We start from the raw sequence: 17,855 nt of genomic DNA on the forward strand, positions 1-17,855 counted from the left end.
TTTACGCCTTCTTTATGCCTTCGGGCCTTTCCGCCCGCTGCCCAGCTTGCCGCCATCCTCGTGAAGCGCCAGCGGCCAGCGGGCCCGCGGCGCAAGGCGCATGGCTTCTGCTTGATCCGGTATCAGCCCTGCAGCCAGTCTTTCCGCGCCAGCCCAGGCGATCATGGCCCCGTTGTCTGTGCAGTATTTGGGCGGCGGGACGATCAAGCGCCAGGAATTTGCTGCGCACAATTGCTGCAGCATTTTTTTGATGGTGCAGTTTGCGGCGACCCCGCCCGCAGCGACCAGCCGGCCCTCGCCATGCGATCCCATGATCCCCATGGCTTTTTCCGTGCGCTGGGCAAGATGCCTCGCCGCAGCAATCTGGAACGATGCGGCGATGTCGGCCACATCCTGTCCGGTAGGGCTTGGGATGCCCTCGGCCGCTTCACGTACGGCGGTCTTAAGTCCTGAAAATGAAAAATCGCATCCCTCACGGCGTTTCAGCGGTTCGGGCAAAGCGAACCGGTCCGTGCGGCCACCAACCGCCGCCGCCTCGATCATGGGTCCGCCCGGCGCACCCAGGCCCAGCAACTTTGCCGTCTTATCGAACGATTCCCCGGCGGCATCGTCTATGGTCGTGCCAAGCCGTTCATAATCGCCAACGCCGGCGACACGGATCAACTGGGTATGGCCGCCGGAAATCAGCAGCAGTAAATACGGAAAAGCCGCTTTCTCGGTCAGCCTGACCGACAAGGCATGCCCTTCGAGGTGATTGATCGGGAACAGCGGCAGGTCATGGGCCAGCGCAACGGCCTTTGCCGCGGTCAGTCCGACCATGACCCCGCCAACCAGGCCAGGGCCGGCCGTTGCGGCTACGGCTGCTAGCTGATCATAGTCAACGCCTGCTGCTGCAACGGCTTTTTCGATAGTTGCGTCGAGACGCTCCACATGAGAGCGCGCCGCAATCTCGGGCACCACGCCGCCGTAAGCTGCGTGATCGTCATGTTGCGCCCAGACTTCATTCGACAATATTCGGCAGCTTCCGTCAGCGCGTCGAAGCACAACGGCGGCGGCGGTGTCATCGCAGCTTGTCTCAATGCCGAGGACGTATGATTCCGATGCGCTCATCTGGCGGCTTGCTTATCCCTTTGGGCTCGCGTTAAGCGCTTGGACATCAAAAGCGCAACGTCACGCAAGGGGCATGCGCTATAATAGCGCCCCAAACAGTTCTCAAGGCGAAACCAGTGCCAGAACAGAAACATTTTCCTATCGCCAGCCGCCGTTCGCCTCTTGCCATGAAACAGGCCGAACTGGTGCAGGCGATGATTGCGAACACTGCTGATGTTGATGCCTCACAGGCGCCGGTGAGGGATTTTGTTTCGAGCGGCGACAAGAACCTTTCAGGTTCGCTGGCGGAAATCGGCGGAAAGGGCCTGTTCACCAAAGAGATTGAAGAAGCCTTGCTCACAGGCGAGGTGCGGTTCGCGGTGCATTCAATGAAGGACATGCCGGCGGTCTCGCCGCCGGGACTCGTGATGGCGGCGATACCCGCACGTGAGGATCCGCGCGATGTGTTTATCTCTTCGGCGGCGGCTTCGCCATGGGATTTGCCGCAAGGCGCGAAGATCGGATCAGCTTCGGTGCGGCGCATTGCTCAGGTGTTGGCGCGGCGCCCGGACATATCAGCAGTGACTTTACGCGGCAATGTCCAGACCCGACTGCAAAAACTGAAAGACGGCGTTGCCGACGGGACATTCCTTGCCCTTGCGGGGCTCAATCGGCTTGGTATGGCCGCAAAAGCCACGGCCATACTTGAGCCTGATGACATGCTGCCGGCGGTCGGGCAGGGCGCTTTGTGTGTCCAGTGTCGGGAAGACGATAAGGAGGCGCGTGAAATTGCTGCGGCCTTTCACTGCAGCAAAACTGCAGCATGCATTGCTATCGAACGGGCGTTCCTGGCCGGTCTCGACGGCTCATGCCGCACTCCGATCGCCGGCCTTGCTGTTATCGAGCACGGTGAAATCAAGTTCCGGGGCGAGTTATTGTCGCTTGATGGTATGCGACGTTTCACGGTCACTTGTTCTGTTCCGTATACAGAAGGGAGTAACGACAAAGCAGAAAAAGCGGGCGCGGCGGCGGCGGCGGAAATTCGCGCAGAGGCAGGCGAGGCTTTTTTCGAACAACTGGCCCATTTATGAGGGTGCTCGTCACCAGGGCCGAGCCCGGCGCATCTGTGTTTGCCGACCTGTGTCGAGCCAATGGTCATACGCCCGTGTTGGCGCCGGTGATGGAAATCGAGATTTACCAGCAACCGGTGGATGTTAGCGGCGCCGGCGCGCTTGCCTTCACTTCCGCCAATGGCGTGCGCGCCTTCGCGGCAAACGAGGAGCGGCGCGACCTGGTTGTTTTTGCGGTGGGCGCGGTCACTGCTGAGGCGGCGGTGGCAGCCGGTTTCAAGAACATAAAAGTTGCTGAAGGTGACGTGCAAAGCCTTGCTGCTCATATCGAAGCCGAAAGGGCTATGGCGTCAAATGGCGTTTTGCACATCGCAGGCGATGATCGCGCTGGCGATCTCGTTGCCCTTCTGGCGTCTGCCGGGATCAGGGCGGAGCGCCTTACGCTCTATAAAGCCAGAGCGCTGAAAGCATTGCCGGCTGGCACGGCCACAATGATCAAAACCAATCCGCCGGAATGGGCGTCGTTTTTTTCGCCTCGCTCTGCGCGGTTGTTTCTGGAATTAGCAGAAAGCGCTGGCGTAAACAGCGCCCTGAAATCCATGAATGCCGCCTGCCTGAGCGAGGCTGTCGCTGACGCCGCTGGCGACATTTGGCGCAAAAAGCTTGTGTCGCCTGGACGCAATGCTGAAAGTCTCGTCAAAATGATTGCGGCTCAGAAGGACATGCGCGCTTGAGCCGCCACGCCTCGGGGCTTATCTACGAAACATTGTGAGAGTGTCCGGCAAGGAGTGAAGCGTGAGCGAGAACGGCAACAAGCCGGAAGATGACGCCGACAAGACTGGCGCGCCGGAAGTCGAAGCCGAAGTCGTCGAAGAGACGGATGGCGCTGCTTCCGCTTTTGACGAGACCCCGCCGGATGTTGAGGAAGCGCTCGCAGGCGCTGAAGAAGAATTAGGCGGGCGCAAGTCAACGCTGACGCCGGGCGTGATGTTGTTTTTTGCATTTGTAATCGTGGCGGTCATTGCGCTTGGCGTATGGCGATTTCAGTCAGCAGGCCAGACACAGGCTCCGACGCAAGATGAAACCGGCTCTATCGATACAAATGTGAACGAGCGGTCTTCGGACCCTGACGAAGCAAACGAGCCTGTTGCGGTTCCCATTGAGCCCCAATCTTCCGTTGATGATGCAAAAATCGGCAACTTACAGGGCGATGACCTGAAGCCCGAACAGTCGCCGCCAGCGCAAAACGGCGGGTTCCTGCCGCCTGTGACGAAGGAAGGCGCGGAAAAGCTCGCCAACAGCGTTGAGGAAGGTGCAAAAGAAGCCATGCGCCGGATACAGGAAGCTGAAGCAGCGGTTGAAAATGGATCGGAAAATCAGAGTGCGGATGAAGTAACCGGTTTTGACGTTGAAGAAGCTGAGACCGACAGTAATCAGTCCAGCGCCTCTTCGGATGCAGCCCCCGCCAACACGGAAAATGAGCCGCCGGTGATGGAGCAAGGTTTGGTTAATCGTGACGATCCGATTGTACAAGAACCGCCTGGGCTTGGGGCTGAGAAGCTCGCCAATGACCTCGACGACCTGCGCCGTGAAACCGCGCGGCTTGAAGGCGCGCTTAAAGCCGAGCAGGCTCGGAATGTCGAACTTGCTGCGGAGATCGCCAGCTTGAGGGAGAGTTTCGAAACGGCGCTCGCGGCCCGCGATGAGCGTTATGCAGGCGAGATTTCCGCCATGCGTACGAGCCTTCAAAAAATTCAGAACACGGAAGTTGAGGGCGCGACGGACAAGCTGAAAGCGACACTCGCGCTGCGCGCCCTACAGAGAAAGGTTGAGGCTGGCGCGCCGTTCGCAAGCGAGCTCACGGCGGTTGCGGAATATGCACCAGAAGAGGCCTCCAAACTCGCGCCTTATGCGCATGACGGCGTGCCGACCGAGATGGAGCTGCAGGAAGGATTTGACGCAGCCGCGCGCGCCGGGTTGGCGGCGGCGGGACTGGAAAAAGCGGGCGGCGGCGTTTCCGGCGTCATTGCACGTGCGCAAAGCCTTGTCTCCGTCAGGCCAGCAGCGCCGCAGACAGGCGACACGCCGCGCGCCGTCATTTCCCGTGCTGAGCACGCCCTCGGCGAGGGTGATTTAACCTCCGCTTTAAACGAACTTGCTAGTCTGCCGCCATCGGCCCAAGAGGCCATGACTGGCTGGGTGGAATTGGCGCGTAGTAGCAGTCTGGCGTCATCAGTCTTAAACACGCTGTCAGACCGATTTGCAGCCAACGGTTCGGAGTAACCGGTTAGATGATCCGTATTCTGATATTTTTGCTGGGGTTGTTCTTTTTTGCCGGTGCAATCACTTATTTCGCCAGCCTTGATAGCCGTATTACGGGCGAAGCTTTCGGCATGCGTTTCGATGGGCCCTCAGGCCTAATCGTCGGCGGCATTATTCTGGCGTTCCTGGCGGCTATTTATCTCACGCACAAAATCAAGGACATTATCGCTTTGCCGGCGAAAATCCGCGCCAAGGACGCAGCGTCGAAACGCGAACGTGGTATTGCTGCGCTGACACGCGGTTTTGAAGCAGTGGCGGTTGGTGATGGAAATGACGCCGCACACCATGCGCGCGTAGCGCGCCGTCATCTTGATGATGAGGCGCTGACGCGGCTCTTAAGGGCGCAAGCGGCGCAACTTTCAGGCGATACGGAAGCGGCGAAGGCGAGCTTTTCAGCCATGCTTGAGGCGCCGGAGTCCGAGTTTCTGGGGCTCAAGGGTCTTTATGCGCAGGCGATGGCGGCGGGCGATACTGCTGCTGCCAAAGGCTATGCGGAACGGGCCTTTCACTTACGCCCCAATGCCGCCTGGGCGTTCCAGTCTGTTTTCGACCTCGGTCTTGAGCGCGGCGCCTGGCGCGAAACGCGTGAGGCGCTCGCGAATGCGCGCAAAAACAACTTAATCGAAGAAGACAAGGCTAACCGCGCCCGCGCCGCCTTGCTAACGGCCGACGCATACGCCTTGCGGTCGAGCAACAAGAGCGAGGCGCTTTCTGATCTCGAAACAGCTTTAAAACTTGCGCCCAGTTTTGCCCCAGCGGCGCTGCTCGCCGGTGAGTTGCACCTCGACGCTGGTCATAAGAACAAGGCGGCGCGCGTTGTTGAGACTGGCTTTACAGGTGCGGCGCATCCAGCACTCATCAAGTTTTATGACCGTCTTTATAAAGATGAATCGGCGGAAAAACGCGCAGAACGGCTCAAAAAACTTGCAGAGAAAAACCCTACATCGGATGAAGCGGCGTTGCTGCGTGCGCGCGCGGCGATGTTAAGCGAAGATTGGCAGACTGCGATTGACGCGCTAGAGCCGCTAGTTTCCGGCGGCGGCAGCGCGGCGGCTTATGCGTTGATGGCGAAGGCGATCGCCGGGCGCGACGGCGAGGAGGCGGCGAAACCATGGATGGAGCATGCCGCCTCCGCCCCGCGCGATCCGCGTCCTGGCGCTGACGGCGAATTTCATCTGACCCGTGACGGCTGGGCTCGGCTGGTGCGCGAATATATGGATTACGCCCGGCTTTCCCCGCCGCCGATCGAGGAAGCGGCAGAAGGCCTTTCCGCCGATGAAGTGAGGCTGTTGTTGGCGCCGCCTGTTGCGGAGGAGCCGCTTCCTATTGATGAGGGTGAAGCCGCGCAAGAGATCGCTTCATCTCTGGGCGCAGAAAAGGAGCCGCGGGAACAGGAAGAAAAACTTTCCGCCGACTTCGGTTCTCTCGACGACGAAGACGATCACATTCATGATGATGAAGAGGCCGAGCGGGCCGCCGCGGCGGCCAGGAACGTTTCGTGACAATGGCGCGTTTTGTTTTCGATCATCCATACTCTCCCGCTCATCCCGGTGAAAACCGGGATCCAGCAAAAAGAACGAAGCCGGGCAAAGCCCGACATTATTAGTCAGACTGGGCCCCGGCTTGCGCCGGGGTGAGCGGAGATTGTCAAACGATCAATTCCTCAACCAGTTCTAGGCTGTTTAGTGGATCACTTTGGACTAGTGGGTTTGGGTGGTGGCGGCATTGCAGGATCAATGATTTCTATGCCAGCCAGAGTTCCATCATCTGCTACGTCTATTATGGCCTCAACAAATATTTGCTCTCTGTAGGGATGAGATTGCCTCTCAGTTGGCGCAAAATAGTAAGCGTGAACTGTAGAGTCATATGTCCAATACGCATTTCGTTTTTTCAAATTACACTCACTACTCCGCCGCGTTTTTAAAGTCCTTGGAATCGTCATTGGCGGCTTTGGGACTTTCACCGGATTCTTCCGGACCATGCGCAGTTTTCTCTGGTGCCTGCGCAACAGAATTAGCCTCAACCTCTGTCGTTTTAGCTGACTTTTCCGCTTCCTTCGCGGCGGCTTTGGCTTCCTTTACGAGTTTTTTCTTCTCTGCCTTTTCCGCTGCTTCGCGTTTCTTGCGCTCTTTCTTGTCAAAGGCGGTCATGGGTTCGGCTGGGGCCGTTTTCGCTGCTTCCATGGCGATCAGCCCCTCTTCGGCCATGGTTTTGACCTTCAGATAATCAACCTTGCCGGTGCCGAGGACAGGAATTTCATCGACAATGACGATCTTTTTCGGCACGGCGATTTCCGGCACGCCGTGACTTTGCGCCCAGGTAAGAAGAAGCCCGCGCGGCGCCTCCTTGCGATCGGTGACGAGGATCACCTGTTCGCCTTTTTTTGGGTCCGGCATAATTGCGGCTGCGTGCATGTTGTCGGGCCACACGGCCGAGGCGCAGTTTTCCACGACAGCGAGGGATACCATCTCGCCGCCGATTTTCGCGAAGCGTTTCAAACGACCGCGGATCGACATGTAGCCTTCGTCATTGATGGAAACGATATCGCCCGTATCGTGCCACCCTCCCTCCAGCGGGATGACAACACCAGGGTTGTCGGGAGATAAATAGCCCTTCATGACATTCAGGCCGCGTACGAATAATCGTCCGGCGCCTTCCAGCCCTTCGACCGGCTCAAGTCGCGGTTCAATGCCAGGAAGAAGTTTGCCTACCGTGCCGGAGCGGATGTCGCCCGGCTGGTTTGCTGCGATGACGGGCGAGGCTTCGGTAACGCCGTAACCTTCAAGCACTTCAAAGCCGAAGCGTTTTTCCGCCGCCTGCCGCGTTTCATCGCGCACGCGTTCGGCGCCGCAAACCGCGATGCGTAATGACGACATGCCGCCATCGGGGCTTGCGCGCATATATTGCGACAGGAACGTATCCGTCGCGAAGAGAACCGTTGAGCCGGTCTCGAAAATGCGTTTCGGGATGATCTTCGTCTGCAGCGGTGAGGGGTGAAAGACCACCGGATAGCCATTGAGCACAGGCCACAGCGCGCCGGCTGTCAGGCCGTAACAATGAAATGTCGGCAGCGGGTTGAAAAAGATATCCGTCGGCAACAGCTCTACGTGCTCAGAAATCTGTTCAATATTGGCGATGATGTTGCGGTGAGAAAGAACGACGCCTTTCGGCGCGCCCTCGGTTCCTGACGTGAAAAGAATGACGCCCGGCTCTTCCGGATTTGGCGTCGCCGCAAGAATGCTGGGGAATAGCGGCCCCGCCAAAGCTAGCGCTTTGTCTTGCGGTTTGATCTGTTCACGAACATCTTCGAGGTGGATGATTTCAAGATCATTTTCGAGTTCGCCGATCAGCTTTTCGAGCCCGGCAAGTTCAATAAACTTTTTTGCTGTGACGATTTTCGTCACCTCGGCGGCTTTACAGGCGGCGATAAGGTTTTTGGAGCCAGCGGTGAAGTTCAGCATCGCCGGAACGCGCCCGCGCGACAGCAACGCAAAAAGTGCGATGACGGCGCCTGCGCCAGTCGGCAGCAAAATGCCGACGCGCTCTTCTTTTGATGTTTGCCTCGCGAGCGCCCCACCGAGCGCGAATGCGCCGCGTGTTATTTCCTTGTGAGTGAGTTTTCGTCCATCACCGTCAGTAACGGCGATTTTGTCTGCTTTTTCCTTACGCGCATTTTCCAGATAGGCCTGAAAAATGGCTCTTCGCGACCGGCGCTCAACGCGCTTTACCGGATCACCCATATCCCTGAAATGTCCTCACCTGTTCGGCGCATGTCCCCACGCCTTTCTTTCCCGTAATGTTAGGGCATTAGGACGGAAACTTCCAGAAAAACGAAAAAAGCCGCCGCCAGTGGGGCTGGCGGCGGCAAGACAAGCGCTTTGCGGGTCAGGGGGGAGGGCGAAAAAGCGCTTGCAGTAAGCTTAAAACCTGAAGCGCAATCCCGCTTCGACCAAAGACGCTCGATTCTCGATATCGAAGTCTGCTGAAAAGAGGTCAGCTTCAACCGAAACGTCAGTTGTCGCGCGATAGCGATAAGCGACAAAAAGATCAGTTGCTGGCGACACTTCATAGGCAAGGCCTGCAATGCCCTGATAGGCGAAAGCTGTGGCGTCGTCCTGTATGATTGGCGTCGCTGAAGGTGAATAGTCCACATCAACAAAACCAACACCAACGCCAGCGCCTATATAAGGCTTCAGCGGGCCGCCCGTGTCGAAATCATAAAACACGTTAGCCATGACAAACAGGTTTGACAGATCACCCTGCCCGTCCGCGACAAGGTCGCCCACGGTAACGCCGAGGTTTGGTGAACCGGTGATCAAAACACCGGCGTCTTCGCCATCAAGGGCGATGCCAGCCGCTGTCACGCCTGTGTGCGTACCGACATCATTTGTCTGATAGGCGATTTCTATTTCACCCCGGAACGCTCCGTAGGATTTGCCGATAGCGCCTGATACAGCGTAACCCGTATCGAAATCCGTTTCCCAGCCAACGTCAGTACCGTCCGGTAGCACCGTGCCGCCGGGGATGGTCGTGCCTTCGCCGGTGGTGAAGTCGCCATCAAATGCGCCTTCATTGTCTGAATCGCCGAGCAGCGATACACCGCCGGAGAGTGATACGTAGTAATCATTCGCGTGCGCGGCGGCTGTCATCGCCAGAGCTGACGCCGCTGCGGTCAAAGCAAGTTTGTTCACAAGAAAGCTCCCTCAATTCCTGATGTTTATTTGGTAATCTTTTCGGAACCGCCGCTCACAATGTAATATTCATGGCAAGCGGCGGTTGGCCAAAGTGAGTCACGCCTCGGGTGAAGCCTGACAATTAGTTGCTTGGCGGCATGATCACTTTATCGATGACATGGATGACGCCATTCGATGCTTTGACGTCTGCAGTCGTAACTGTTGCGTCATTGATCATCACCGTGCCGTTGTCGACAGAAATTGAAATGTCAGCGCCATTAACAGTCGTCGCGCTTTCAAGATTGACGACATCAGCTGCTTTCACCTTGCCGGGTACGACGTGGTAAGTAAGAATCGCTGTTAGCTGATCTTTGTTTTCAGGCATCAACAGCGTATCGACTGTACCTGCCGGTAAGGCCGCGAACGCCGCATCAGTTGGCGCAAACACCGTAAAAGGACCATCGCCTTTCAGCGTCTCAACAAGACCTGCCGCTGTTAGCGCTGTGGCTAATGTTTCGAACTGACCGGCTTCAACGGCCGTATCCACGATATCTTTTTTATCAGCGCCGTAGTTTCCGGCGTTAGCTGCGCCCAACGCGACAGTCACCGAGGCAACCGCAGCAATCGCATTACGAATAATAGTCATTGATAACCTCCTCAAAATTCATCGCTGCTTTCTGGCGGGAAATTGGTGGGGGTATTAGTTGCCCGCCTCAGCGAGCTTTCACATAATGAAAAAATATTTTAATACCAATAAAAATTTCGTGAAAAGAAATACATATTTCTTTACATGAAAAATCGATATGGCTATTTTGAGCAGCAGGAAAATTTCAGGCGAAATCAATGCTTTCAGAAACTCTAACCGATGGTCTTGAGCAATACGAAATCGGATCCAAGGTCCGCCAGCTACGGCTGAACAAGGGTATGGCGCTCGCGCAATTGAGCGAACATTCGGGCCTTTCTACAGCGATGCTCTCGAAAATTGAGCGTGGGCAGATTTTTCCAACTCTGCCCACATTGCTCAGGATAGCAATGGTGTTCGGTGTCGGCCTTGATCATTTCTTCGCCAACGACGCCAATCAGCCGGTAATGGCGATCACGCGCAAAGGAGAAAGGATGCGATTTCCGGAGCAGCAAGGCTCGGAGGACGAAACATATTTTTTTGAAAGTTTAAACTTTCCGGCTACGGACAGTAAGATCAATGGATATCTTGCGAATTTTTCAATGAACTCTCATCCGTCTGAGCCGCATGCTCATGAAGGGGTTGAGATGATTTTCGTTCTATCGGGAGAGCTTGCTGTCGATGTTGGAGGTAATCTGCAAGTGCTCAGCGAAGGCGATGCGATTTATTTTGAAAGCACTACCCCACACACTTACGCGAGGTCAGGCGATCAGCCCTGTTCTGCGCTCATTATTGTTACAGCGGAACAATAATCGGAACCTATCCATTCAATGCTCGTTCAATTTCACGCAGTATATTTTCAGCAGCAGATTTAGGATCGTCCGCCGCGATGATCGGGCGGCCAACAACCAGGTTATCAGCGCCAGCCGTGATGGCGTCGGCGGGCGTCACTACGCGTTTTTGATCGTCAGCGCTCGCGCCTTTTGGCCGAACCCCGGGTGTGACGATGGCGAGCGCATCGCCAAAACGGGATTTAATGGCGGCGGCTTCCTTGGCTGACGCAACCACGCCATCGGCGCCAGCCTCCGCTGCAAACTCAGCGCGTTTCAGAACAAGGTCTTCGATATTCATCTCAATGCCGGCGCGGGAAAGACTGTCCTGATTGAGGCTTGTTAGCACAGTGACGCCCAGGATTTTAAGGCGCGTGTCGTCCCCCTTTCCATCGACCGCACCCTTGAGGACGTCCGGCTCCGCATGAACGGTCAAAAAGTCACCGCCGAGTTCGCAGACGCTTTTGACGCCGCGCTCTACTGTTGCGCCGATGTCGTGGAACTTGAAATCGAGAAAAACCTTTTTGCCCTGGCTGGATAGTTTGCGAGCGAGGTCGAGCCCGCCAACCGGCATCAACTGATAACCGATTTTATAAAATGTTCCTGCATCACCGATGGCGTTAATGGCTTTCTCCGCTTCCTCCGTTGACGGCAGATCGAGAGCGATGATGAGACGGTCTTTTAGATTCATCAGGTTATCCCTTAATCCGTTCGCCCCGGCGAAAGCCGGGGTCCAGTTACACTAAAATGTCGGGCTTTGCCCGGCTTGTTTTCGTTGCTGGGTCCCGGCTTTCGCCGGGATGAACGGGGGAGCGCTCGTGCATAGCTCATTTCGCAACCGCTTTCTTTTTTGCTGCTCTCAGTTTCGGCTGGCCTGCTAGTTTCTTTTTCGGCGCGGCCTTTGTTGTTTTTACATTCTTTTTCTTCGCGGGTTTCGGCTTGTCAGGCGACATCACCTTGTCTTTAAAACCGCAAAACTCGAGGATTGGGCAACGCCAGCATTCAGGTTTGCGCGCCTTGCAGATATATCGGCCCTGAAGGATCAGCCAGTGATGGGCGTGAAGGAGGAACTCTGCGGGCACGATTTTTTCAAGGCCAAGCTCGACTTCCAAAGGATTCTTGCCGGGAGCGAGGCCAGTGCGGTTGCCGACACGAAAAATGTGGGTATCGACGGCGATGGTCGGCTGACCGAAAGCAACGTTCATGACAACATTCGCCGTCTTGCGCCCGACGCCGGGCAGGCGTTCAAGTTGCTCACGGGTTTCGGGCACTTTTCCGTCAAACTCGTCGATCAACATCTTTGAAAGCGCAATCACGTTCTTTGCCTTGTTGCGCCACAGCCCGATGGTTTTGATGTAATCGCCCAGTTTTTTCTCGCCCAGCGCGGCCATTTTTTCAGGCGTGTCCGCCAGATCGAACAGGGTCTTCGTCGCTTTATTGACGCCTTCGTCAGTCGCCTGCGCAGAAAGAGCAACGGCCACGACCAGCGTGAAAGGGTTTTTGTAATAGAGTTCCGTTTGCGGCGCGGGCGCAGCGGTGGAAAGGCGTTCGAAAATTTTCTGCGCTGTTGCGCGCGTCATTTTACGGGGCATCAAGTTTCTCTATTTGCGGCGCGACCATAGCGCGCGCCGCGCTCGCGTAAAGTTCACCTTCTTCTCGTTGCCTGGGGAAAACCTGCCGCCTAAGGTGCCCGTATGAACCATGCGAAACAGATGGAAACGCTTGCGCCTTATCAAAAAGGGCGCGCGTCGGATGCTTCCGGTCTGGATTTATTGGGCGAGGATGAGGGGGCCGCGCTGTTTGATGCGGTGCTCTATCCCAACCGTTCGTTGCCCAATGCCGGGTTCATCGCCGTGATGACTGTGGTGATCGGCGCCAACATCCTGTTCGGAACGTACTTTTATGCAATCGGCGCTTGGCCGGTGATCGGGTTTTGCGGGCTTGATGTCCTGGCTGTCTGGCTGGCGTTCAAACTGAGTTACAGGCAAGGGCGATTACGGGAGCGCGTTCGCGTGACCAAGGATGAAATGCTTGTCGCGCGCGTGTTGCCGTCGGGCCACGAAACACGCTGGCGGTTGCAGCCCTTCTGGACGCGGGTTTCCATTGACCAGCCGGTGCGCCACGAAAGTCAGGTGCGGGTCACGTCAAAAGGCGGCGTGCTTATTCTTGGATCCTTTTTGTCCCCGAAAGAGAGGGCGCGTTTTGCGGACGCCCTTAGCGGCGCCTTGGGCAAAGCGCGCGGATAGGGTAACAGGGCGCCTCAGGTTTTATCGGATTATTCCATGCTCGGCTTTTTTCTTGGTGTCGTCGGACTTCTTTCCGTCATGGGCGCGCTCTATTGGCGCTGGCGGAAACAAATCGATGAGGAACTTGCCGAGGGCGCCAGTATCGAATGGGCGCATTTCAACAAGCATGAGCCGGAGTTCATAAAAGATATGGACGAAGCGAAGTTTCGCGAGATTTACAAGCGTGTTCACGAGCCGCGCTTTCCCGGCTACGCATTTGCGGCATTCGCAACCTTTTTGCTGTCATTGCCGATTACCCTGATGGCGCTTACAGCCATTATCTGGGGCGCGCAGGCCACGGGTGTCATTCCTGAACCCGTTGACGTCGCCGACCGGTTGTTGATTGACGATGGCGAATTGCGATTTTTCCGTGATACGCCGCCGGAAGCGGCGCTCTATTATGTGCGCGATCTCGGCGGCTTCTATTACTTCTTCGGTGTACTGATAGTCTGGCTGTTTATTGTCGCATTTTACATGCGGCGATTTCATGCGCGCAGGCCCGGCTATTTGCGTGATGAAATTATCCGTTCAAGAGAGTAGGGGCAGCGTTATGCAATATCTTCATACAATGGTTCGGGTGAAGGACCTCAATGCGTCGCTGGACTTTTACTGCCAAAAGCTCGGTTTGGTTGAGGTAAACAGACACGAGAGTGAGAAGGGGCGATTTACTCTCGTTTTTCTTGCTGCGCCTGAAGATGTTGAACGCGCAAAAGAAGACAAGGCGCCGCTGGTGGAACTCACCTATAACTGGGATCCGGAAGAGTATCAGGGCGGGCGTAACTTTGGTCATCTCGCCTATCGCGTCGACGATATTTATGCGCTTTGCCAAAAGCTGATGGATGCGGGCGTGACCATCAACCGCCCCCCGCGCGACGGTCACATGGCGTTTGTGCGGTCGCCTGATGGCATTTCAATCGAACTGCTGCAAAAGGGCGATAGCCTTCCTGCCGCTGAACCCTGGGCGAGCATGGAAAACACCGGAAGCTGGTAGTTTTTATCGTTCCTTAACGCCGCCCAAGGCAAAAAAGTCTTGTTGAATTTGAAAGCGCCTGATGCCGTCCAGTCCTGTTCTTCTTGAAAACGTCACCAAAAAATACGGCGCCTTCACAGCGGTCAATGACCTCTCGTTTGAAGTGCTACAGGGGGAAATCTACGGATTTCTAGGGCCCAATGGCGCAGGCAAAACGACGACCTTGCGCATGATGCTGGACATCGTTCAGCCGAGCGAAGGCCGCGTTCTGGTGTTGGGATCGGAATCGGCGATCCCGGTGCGGCGGCGCATTGGCTATCTGCCCGAAGAGCGCGGGCTATACCGAAAGATGAAGGCGGCGGACTCTATTGCGTATTTCGCGCAGTTGCGCGGGCTTTCCTCACGGGATGCAAAAAAGCGTGCTTATGAGTTGCTCGAGCAATTCGGGCTTGAAAAATTTGCGCGTGCAAAAAACGAGGCGCTATCGAAAGGCATGGCGCAGAAGGTGCAATTGCTGGCGACGATCGCGCATGAGCCGGAATTGTTGATCCTCGACGAACCCTTTTCCGGCCTTGATCCGATCAACCAGCAGACCCTTGAAACGCTCATCAGAGACCAGCGCGCGGCGGGGCGGACGATTATTTTTTCAACCCATGTCATGCAGCATGCGGAGCGGCTGTGTGATCGTTTTTTGATTATTGCGGGCGGCAGAAAGCGGTTCGAAGGAACGCTCTCCGAGGCGCGGGCCGACTATGGCAGCCGCATTCACCTGCGCACGACGGCGCCTGAAAGCGCTTTGAAGGCTTTGCCGGATGTCGTTTCCATAAGGATCGAGGATGTTTCTGGCGCTGAGACGACGTATGAGATCGAACTTGATGACGATGCCGACCCGCAGGCCTTTTTGACACGCCTTGTGGAAGCCGGCGTTCCCGTGACGCGTTTCGAGCAGGCCGGCGCCACGCTTCACGATATTTTTGTCGCCCTTGCCGGCGAAGAAGCGGCGCCGCCGCAAACTAAGCTGGAGGCGGCGGAATGAGGCAGGTCTTTCTCATCGCCTGGCGCGAATACAAGCAATACGTTTTCTCGCGCGGGTTCTTGCTGTTCATTGTGATGTTCCCGCTTGGGCTGGTGGCGTTTACGGCTGCGATGGGGCTGATTGAACGGACGAAGCCGACGCGCGCCTTTGTGGTTTATGATCAGACGGGCGCCTATGCTGATGACATCGATCGCGAAGTAGAGCGGCGATATCTGCTCGAAGCGCTTGCCGGTTGGGATGCGTATTTGCGCGTCAACGCGCGCGAAGGCGTCCTTGCCGATGAAATTTTGCCGGGCCTTCCTGTCGGCGGCGCTAGCGATGACAGTAGTCCTATTCCGTCGCCGTTTGCACCGGACGAAATCAGCGATGCACGTTTGCGCGCATTTCAAGAGGCTGGCGGCTTTGATGCTGCACAAGCGGCGGCGCGACCGTTTTTGAAGTCTAACATTGCTAACTTCACCATGCCGCGCCCTCAATTTGAGCGCATTGATCTGCCTACTGATGTCTCAGAATCTGAAACGCTTGCCCAAGCCGAAGAACGCCTCCGGCCATATCTCCTCGAGCAAAAGGGCGTGCGCCTGAATGACGGCGAAGTCGGGAAACTTTTTGCTGCGATTCTCATTCCTGAAGGATTTAGCGCCGCGCCGGAGGCGCCAGCGGCGCAATACTGGAGCCGCAATCTCACCGACAATGCGCTTGAAAGTCTAGTCGATAACGCTCTTGAAACGGCGCTGAAACGCGAAGCTGTTGCCGAACTTGGTCTGTCACAGGCGGCGCTAGACGAGGTATCTGCCATTGCGGCGCCATTTGATTCCTTCCGCCCAGACCGAGAGGCGGAAGAAGCTCAGCTCGGAATACAGGACCGGATCGAAACAGCGATGCCCGCAGCGCTGACTTACATGCTGCTTGTCATCATATTCGGCGTTGGAAATCTGTTGCTCACCAACACAATTGAAGAGCGTTCAAACAAGATTGTTGAAATATTGCTGTCTTCGGTCACCGCTGGACAATTGATGATGGGCAAGCTGATCGGCATTGCGGCTGTCGGCCTTACCATGCCGGCGATCTTTCTCATCGGCGGGCTAGGGGCGTCGTTTATCGGCGCAAGCGGCGACGAAAATTTCATCGCCATCGCCATCGGGTCATTGTTCTCATCGCCGTTGCTGTTGATTTATTTCTTCTATTTCTTCTGCGCGTATCTGATTTTCGCGATGATTTTTCTCGCCATTGGCGCGGTGTCGAATTCACTGCAGGATGCGCAATCCTACATGGGACCGGTGATGCTCCTGGTATTCGCGCCGCTGCCCTTCATGATCATGGTGTTTCAAAATCCGAACGGATTTATTGCATCGGTGCTGACCTGGATCCCCATCTACACTCCTTATGCGGTGATGATGCGCGCCGCCGCCGATCCGCCGCTTTGGGAAATTGTCGGCGCCACGGCGCTGATGCTGGCGTTCGCGCTTGTGCTGATCCGTTTCATGGGCCGGATATTCCGCAACGCAATCCTGCAGGCCTCACCGCCAAAAATGCGCGAGGTCTGGAGGCTGGCGCGCAAACAGGCTTGATTATTCCGCCGTACTATCAGCTTTAAAAATAAACTTGCGGTCGCAATAACCGCATTCGGCTTCGCCGTCTTCAAGTGAATACCATACCACTGGATGGCCGAGCGCGCCGCCGCCGCCGTCGCAGGAGACGCGGCGTTTATCCACATAAATGACTTCCGGATCGGGTGTCGGGGCAGGCGGTTGTTCGCTCATGGCTTTGTCTTTGTCTTAGGGCAAATTTTGCTTCTGCTGGATTGCCGTTGATGGCCTGCGCCGTCAAGAGCATGGATGAAGCCGCGTTCAGCAGAGCGAAAGCTTCGGGCGGAAATTCTCTTCCGCCAAGCTGAACGGGCTGGTTGACCGGAGCGGGGCCGGGCGCGATAAGCCGCAACATGGATTTCAACCCAAATCAGGAATACGCCATCGCCGCCCGTGGGGTTAGAAAAACCTATCGCGCATCGGGCAAATCGCCTGCGAAAGAAGCCCTCAAGGGCATTGATATTCACGTCAAGCGTGGCTCAATCTTTGGTTTGCTGGGTCCGAACGGCGCCGGCAAGTCGACATTTATTAATATTCTCGCAGGTCTAGTGGGTAAGACCGCCGGGGAGGTTTCCGTATGGGGCTTCGATCTGGATGCGAACCCGCGCCAGGTGCGTGCGGCGCTCGGCGTCGTGCCGCAGGAAATCAATATGGAGGTGTTTTTCACGCCTCTCGAGGGGCTGGAGATTCAGGCCGGGCTTTACGGCGTGCCGAAATCGAAACGCCGGTCCATGGAAATTCTTCGCGCGCTCGGGCTCGAGGAAAAAGCCGACGCTTATGTGCGCAATCTTTCAGGCGGCATGAAGCGGCGGCTTCTCGTGGCGAAAGCCATGGTGCATTCGCCGCCAATCCTGATTCTTGATGAACCGACTGCCGGCGTCGATATCGAATTGCGCAAACAGCTCTGGGAATATGTGATGGAGCTGCACGCGCAAGGCGTCACAATTGTTCTGACCACGCACTACCTGGAAGAAGCGCAGGAGCTTTGCGAGGAAATCGCCATCATCCACAACGGCGAGGTTGTCGCCTGCGAGCCGACGGAAAAGCTGATCTCATCTCTCGACCGCAAAATGTTGATGGTGACGCCAGCTGAGGAGCTGAACGGTCATTTAGATCTCGGCGCCTTCGACGTTGAAATCAAACAGGACGGACGCCTCGCCATTCCTTATCAGCCAAGCAAAACGCAAGTGGCCGAAATCCTTGAAAGCCTTTCCAGTGCTGGCGTTATGGTGAAAGACCTTTCTACGGTCGAATCAGATCTGGAAGACGTCTTCCTTGAGTTGACCTACCGCAAATCCGCTTAAATCCTCGGTTGCAACCATTGGCGGAAAAAGCTCTTTCGAATACGTGCGGCGCCCGCTAAGTTGATCTC

Annotated in this window: 18 protein-coding genes; 11 read left to right on the plus strand and 7 right to left on the minus strand. The window is 56.3% G+C overall.

The window, feature by feature from the left end:
• Window positions 1-12: 12 nt before the first annotated feature.
• Entirely contained in the window at window positions 13-1,110 is a 1,098-nt protein-coding gene (tsaD, locus tag PUV54_RS06970) for a tRNA (adenosine(37)-N6)-threonylcarbamoyltransferase complex transferase subunit TsaD (protein WP_274494891.1), read from the minus strand.
• 116 nt (window positions 1,111-1,226) lie between these two features.
• Here tsaD and hemC point away from each other — a divergent pair, with 116 nt between their 5' ends.
• The 4 genes from hemC (at window position 1,227) to PUV54_RS06990 (ending at window position 5,983) form a co-directional block, all read left to right on the plus strand.
• On the plus strand, window positions 1,227-2,180 hold the full coding sequence (hemC, locus tag PUV54_RS06975) for a hydroxymethylbilane synthase (RefSeq protein WP_274494892.1): 954 nt from the start codon (window positions 1,227-1,229) through the stop codon (window positions 2,178-2,180).
• Window positions 2,177-2,893 carry a uroporphyrinogen-III synthase gene (locus tag PUV54_RS06980; RefSeq protein ID WP_274494894.1) on the plus strand — a complete coding sequence of 239 codons (717 nt, stop codon included), beginning with the start codon at window positions 2,177-2,179 and terminating at the stop codon, window positions 2,891-2,893. Before hemC ends, PUV54_RS06980 begins: the two co-directional genes overlap by 4 nt.
• A 61-nt stretch (window positions 2,894-2,954) precedes the next feature.
• Window positions 2,955-4,442: a COG4223 family protein gene (locus PUV54_RS06985; RefSeq protein ID WP_274494895.1), complete on the plus strand. Its 1,488-nt coding sequence runs from the start codon at window positions 2,955-2,957 to the stop codon at window positions 4,440-4,442.
• 8 nt (window positions 4,443-4,450) lie between these two features.
• Window positions 4,451-5,983, plus strand: a complete 1,533-nt coding sequence (locus PUV54_RS06990) for a heme biosynthesis protein HemY (RefSeq protein WP_274494896.1) — start codon at window positions 4,451-4,453, stop codon at window positions 5,981-5,983.
• A 402-nt stretch (window positions 5,984-6,385) separates the two neighbouring features.
• Here PUV54_RS06990 and PUV54_RS06995 read toward each other — a convergent pair whose 3' ends face one another.
• From PUV54_RS06995 to PUV54_RS07005, 3 genes are all read right to left on the minus strand, one after another.
• The gene (locus PUV54_RS06995; protein ID WP_274494897.1) at window positions 6,386-8,221 is read right to left on the minus strand and encodes an AMP-binding protein; all 1,836 of its coding nucleotides are present in this window, start codon (window positions 8,219-8,221) and stop codon (window positions 6,386-6,388) included.
• A 180-nt stretch (window positions 8,222-8,401) separates the two neighbouring features.
• Entirely contained in the window at window positions 8,402-9,172 is a 771-nt protein-coding gene (locus tag PUV54_RS07000) for an outer membrane protein (protein WP_274494898.1), read from the minus strand.
• A gap of 124 nt (window positions 9,173-9,296) precedes the next feature.
• Entirely contained in the window at window positions 9,297-9,800 is a 504-nt protein-coding gene (locus PUV54_RS07005; protein ID WP_274494900.1) for a fasciclin domain-containing protein, read from the minus strand.
• Between the two features lie 197 nt (window positions 9,801-9,997).
• Here PUV54_RS07005 and PUV54_RS07010 point away from each other — a divergent pair, with 197 nt between their 5' ends.
• Window positions 9,998-10,588: a helix-turn-helix domain-containing protein gene (locus tag PUV54_RS07010; protein ID WP_274494901.1), complete on the plus strand. Its 591-nt coding sequence runs from the start codon at window positions 9,998-10,000 to the stop codon at window positions 10,586-10,588.
• Between the two features lie 7 nt (window positions 10,589-10,595).
• Here PUV54_RS07010 and pyrF read toward each other — a convergent pair whose 3' ends face one another.
• Together pyrF and nth are read right to left on the minus strand one after the other, a co-directional pair.
• Window positions 10,596-11,297, minus strand: coding sequence for an orotidine-5'-phosphate decarboxylase (pyrF, locus tag PUV54_RS07015; protein WP_274494902.1), 702 nt, complete (start codon window positions 11,295-11,297; stop codon window positions 10,596-10,598).
• A gap of 136 nt (window positions 11,298-11,433) precedes the next feature.
• The gene (gene nth / locus PUV54_RS07020; RefSeq protein WP_274494903.1) at window positions 11,434-12,198 is read right to left on the minus strand and encodes an endonuclease III; all 765 of its coding nucleotides are present in this window, start codon (window positions 12,196-12,198) and stop codon (window positions 11,434-11,436) included.
• 102 nt (window positions 12,199-12,300) lie between these two features.
• Here nth and PUV54_RS07025 point away from each other — a divergent pair, with 102 nt between their 5' ends.
• The 5 genes from PUV54_RS07025 to PUV54_RS07045 all read left to right on the plus strand — a co-directional run bounded on the left by PUV54_RS07025 (window position 12,301) and on the right by PUV54_RS07045 (window position 16,465).
• Entirely contained in the window at window positions 12,301-12,852 is a 552-nt protein-coding gene (locus tag PUV54_RS07025) for a DUF2244 domain-containing protein (RefSeq protein ID WP_274494904.1), read from the plus strand.
• A 36-nt stretch (window positions 12,853-12,888) separates the two neighbouring features.
• A complete protein-coding gene (locus PUV54_RS07030; protein WP_274494905.1) occupies window positions 12,889-13,431 on the plus strand; it encodes a hypothetical protein in 543 nt (180 codons plus the stop codon).
• A gap of 10 nt (window positions 13,432-13,441) precedes the next feature.
• Window positions 13,442-13,882 (plus strand): VOC family protein, encoded by a 441-nt coding sequence (locus PUV54_RS07035; RefSeq protein WP_274494906.1) that lies wholly within the window; start codon window positions 13,442-13,444, stop codon window positions 13,880-13,882.
• 61 nt (window positions 13,883-13,943) lie between these two features.
• Window positions 13,944-14,897, plus strand: coding sequence for an ABC transporter ATP-binding protein (locus PUV54_RS07040; protein WP_274494907.1), 954 nt, complete (start codon window positions 13,944-13,946; stop codon window positions 14,895-14,897).
• Complete coding sequence (locus PUV54_RS07045; protein ID WP_274494908.1) at window positions 14,894-16,465, plus strand: ABC transporter permease; 1,572 nt, start codon at window positions 14,894-14,896, stop codon at window positions 16,463-16,465. Before PUV54_RS07040 ends, PUV54_RS07045 begins: the two co-directional genes overlap by 4 nt.
• Here PUV54_RS07045 and PUV54_RS07050 read toward each other — a convergent pair whose 3' ends face one another.
• Window positions 16,466-16,657, minus strand: a complete 192-nt coding sequence (locus PUV54_RS07050; protein WP_274494909.1) for a zinc-finger domain-containing protein — start codon at window positions 16,655-16,657, stop codon at window positions 16,466-16,468.
• Between the two features lie 179 nt (window positions 16,658-16,836).
• Here PUV54_RS07050 and PUV54_RS07055 point away from each other — a divergent pair, with 179 nt between their 5' ends.
• Window positions 16,837-17,787: an ABC transporter ATP-binding protein gene (locus tag PUV54_RS07055; protein WP_274494910.1), complete on the plus strand. Its 951-nt coding sequence runs from the start codon at window positions 16,837-16,839 to the stop codon at window positions 17,785-17,787.
• Window positions 17,788-17,855: the final 68 nt, after the last annotated feature.

Origin of the sequence: Hyphococcus flavus, from assembly GCF_028748065.1 — a bacterium.
Classification (GTDB): domain Bacteria; phylum Pseudomonadota; class Alphaproteobacteria; order Caulobacterales; family Parvularculaceae; genus Hyphococcus; species Hyphococcus flavus.

Excerpts from the sequence above, each read along its gene's own strand:
- tsaD (WP_274494891.1), bottom strand. The coding sequence starts at position 1,110 with ATGAGCGCATCGGAATCATACGTCCTCGGCATTGAGACAAGCTGCGAT.
- PUV54_RS06980 (WP_274494894.1), top strand. The coding sequence starts at position 2,177 with ATGAGGGTGCTCGTCACCAGGGCCGAGCCCGGCGCATCTGTGTTTGCC.
- PUV54_RS06990 (WP_274494896.1), top strand. The coding sequence starts at position 4,451 with ATGATCCGTATTCTGATATTTTTGCTGGGGTTGTTCTTTTTTGCCGGT.
- PUV54_RS06995 (WP_274494897.1), bottom strand. The coding sequence starts at position 8,221 with ATGGGTGATCCGGTAAAGCGCGTTGAGCGCCGGTCGCGAAGAGCCATT.
- PUV54_RS07005 (WP_274494900.1), bottom strand. The coding sequence starts at position 9,800 with ATGACTATTATTCGTAATGCGATTGCTGCGGTTGCCTCGGTGACTGTC.
- PUV54_RS07010 (WP_274494901.1), top strand. The coding sequence starts at position 9,998 with ATGCTTTCAGAAACTCTAACCGATGGTCTTGAGCAATACGAAATCGGA.
- pyrF (WP_274494902.1), bottom strand. The coding sequence starts at position 11,297 with ATGAATCTAAAAGACCGTCTCATCATCGCTCTCGATCTGCCGTCAACG.
- nth (WP_274494903.1), bottom strand. The coding sequence starts at position 12,198 with ATGCCCCGTAAAATGACGCGCGCAACAGCGCAGAAAATTTTCGAACGC.
- PUV54_RS07025 (WP_274494904.1), top strand. The coding sequence starts at position 12,301 with ATGAACCATGCGAAACAGATGGAAACGCTTGCGCCTTATCAAAAAGGG.
- PUV54_RS07030 (WP_274494905.1), top strand. The coding sequence starts at position 12,889 with ATGCTCGGCTTTTTTCTTGGTGTCGTCGGACTTCTTTCCGTCATGGGC.
- PUV54_RS07035 (WP_274494906.1), top strand. The coding sequence starts at position 13,442 with ATGCAATATCTTCATACAATGGTTCGGGTGAAGGACCTCAATGCGTCG.
- PUV54_RS07040 (WP_274494907.1), top strand. The coding sequence starts at position 13,944 with ATGCCGTCCAGTCCTGTTCTTCTTGAAAACGTCACCAAAAAATACGGC.
- PUV54_RS07045 (WP_274494908.1), top strand. The coding sequence starts at position 14,894 with ATGAGGCAGGTCTTTCTCATCGCCTGGCGCGAATACAAGCAATACGTT.
- PUV54_RS07050 (WP_274494909.1), bottom strand. The coding sequence starts at position 16,657 with ATGAGCGAACAACCGCCTGCCCCGACACCCGATCCGGAAGTCATTTAT.
- PUV54_RS07055 (WP_274494910.1), top strand. The coding sequence starts at position 16,837 with ATGGATTTCAACCCAAATCAGGAATACGCCATCGCCGCCCGTGGGGTT.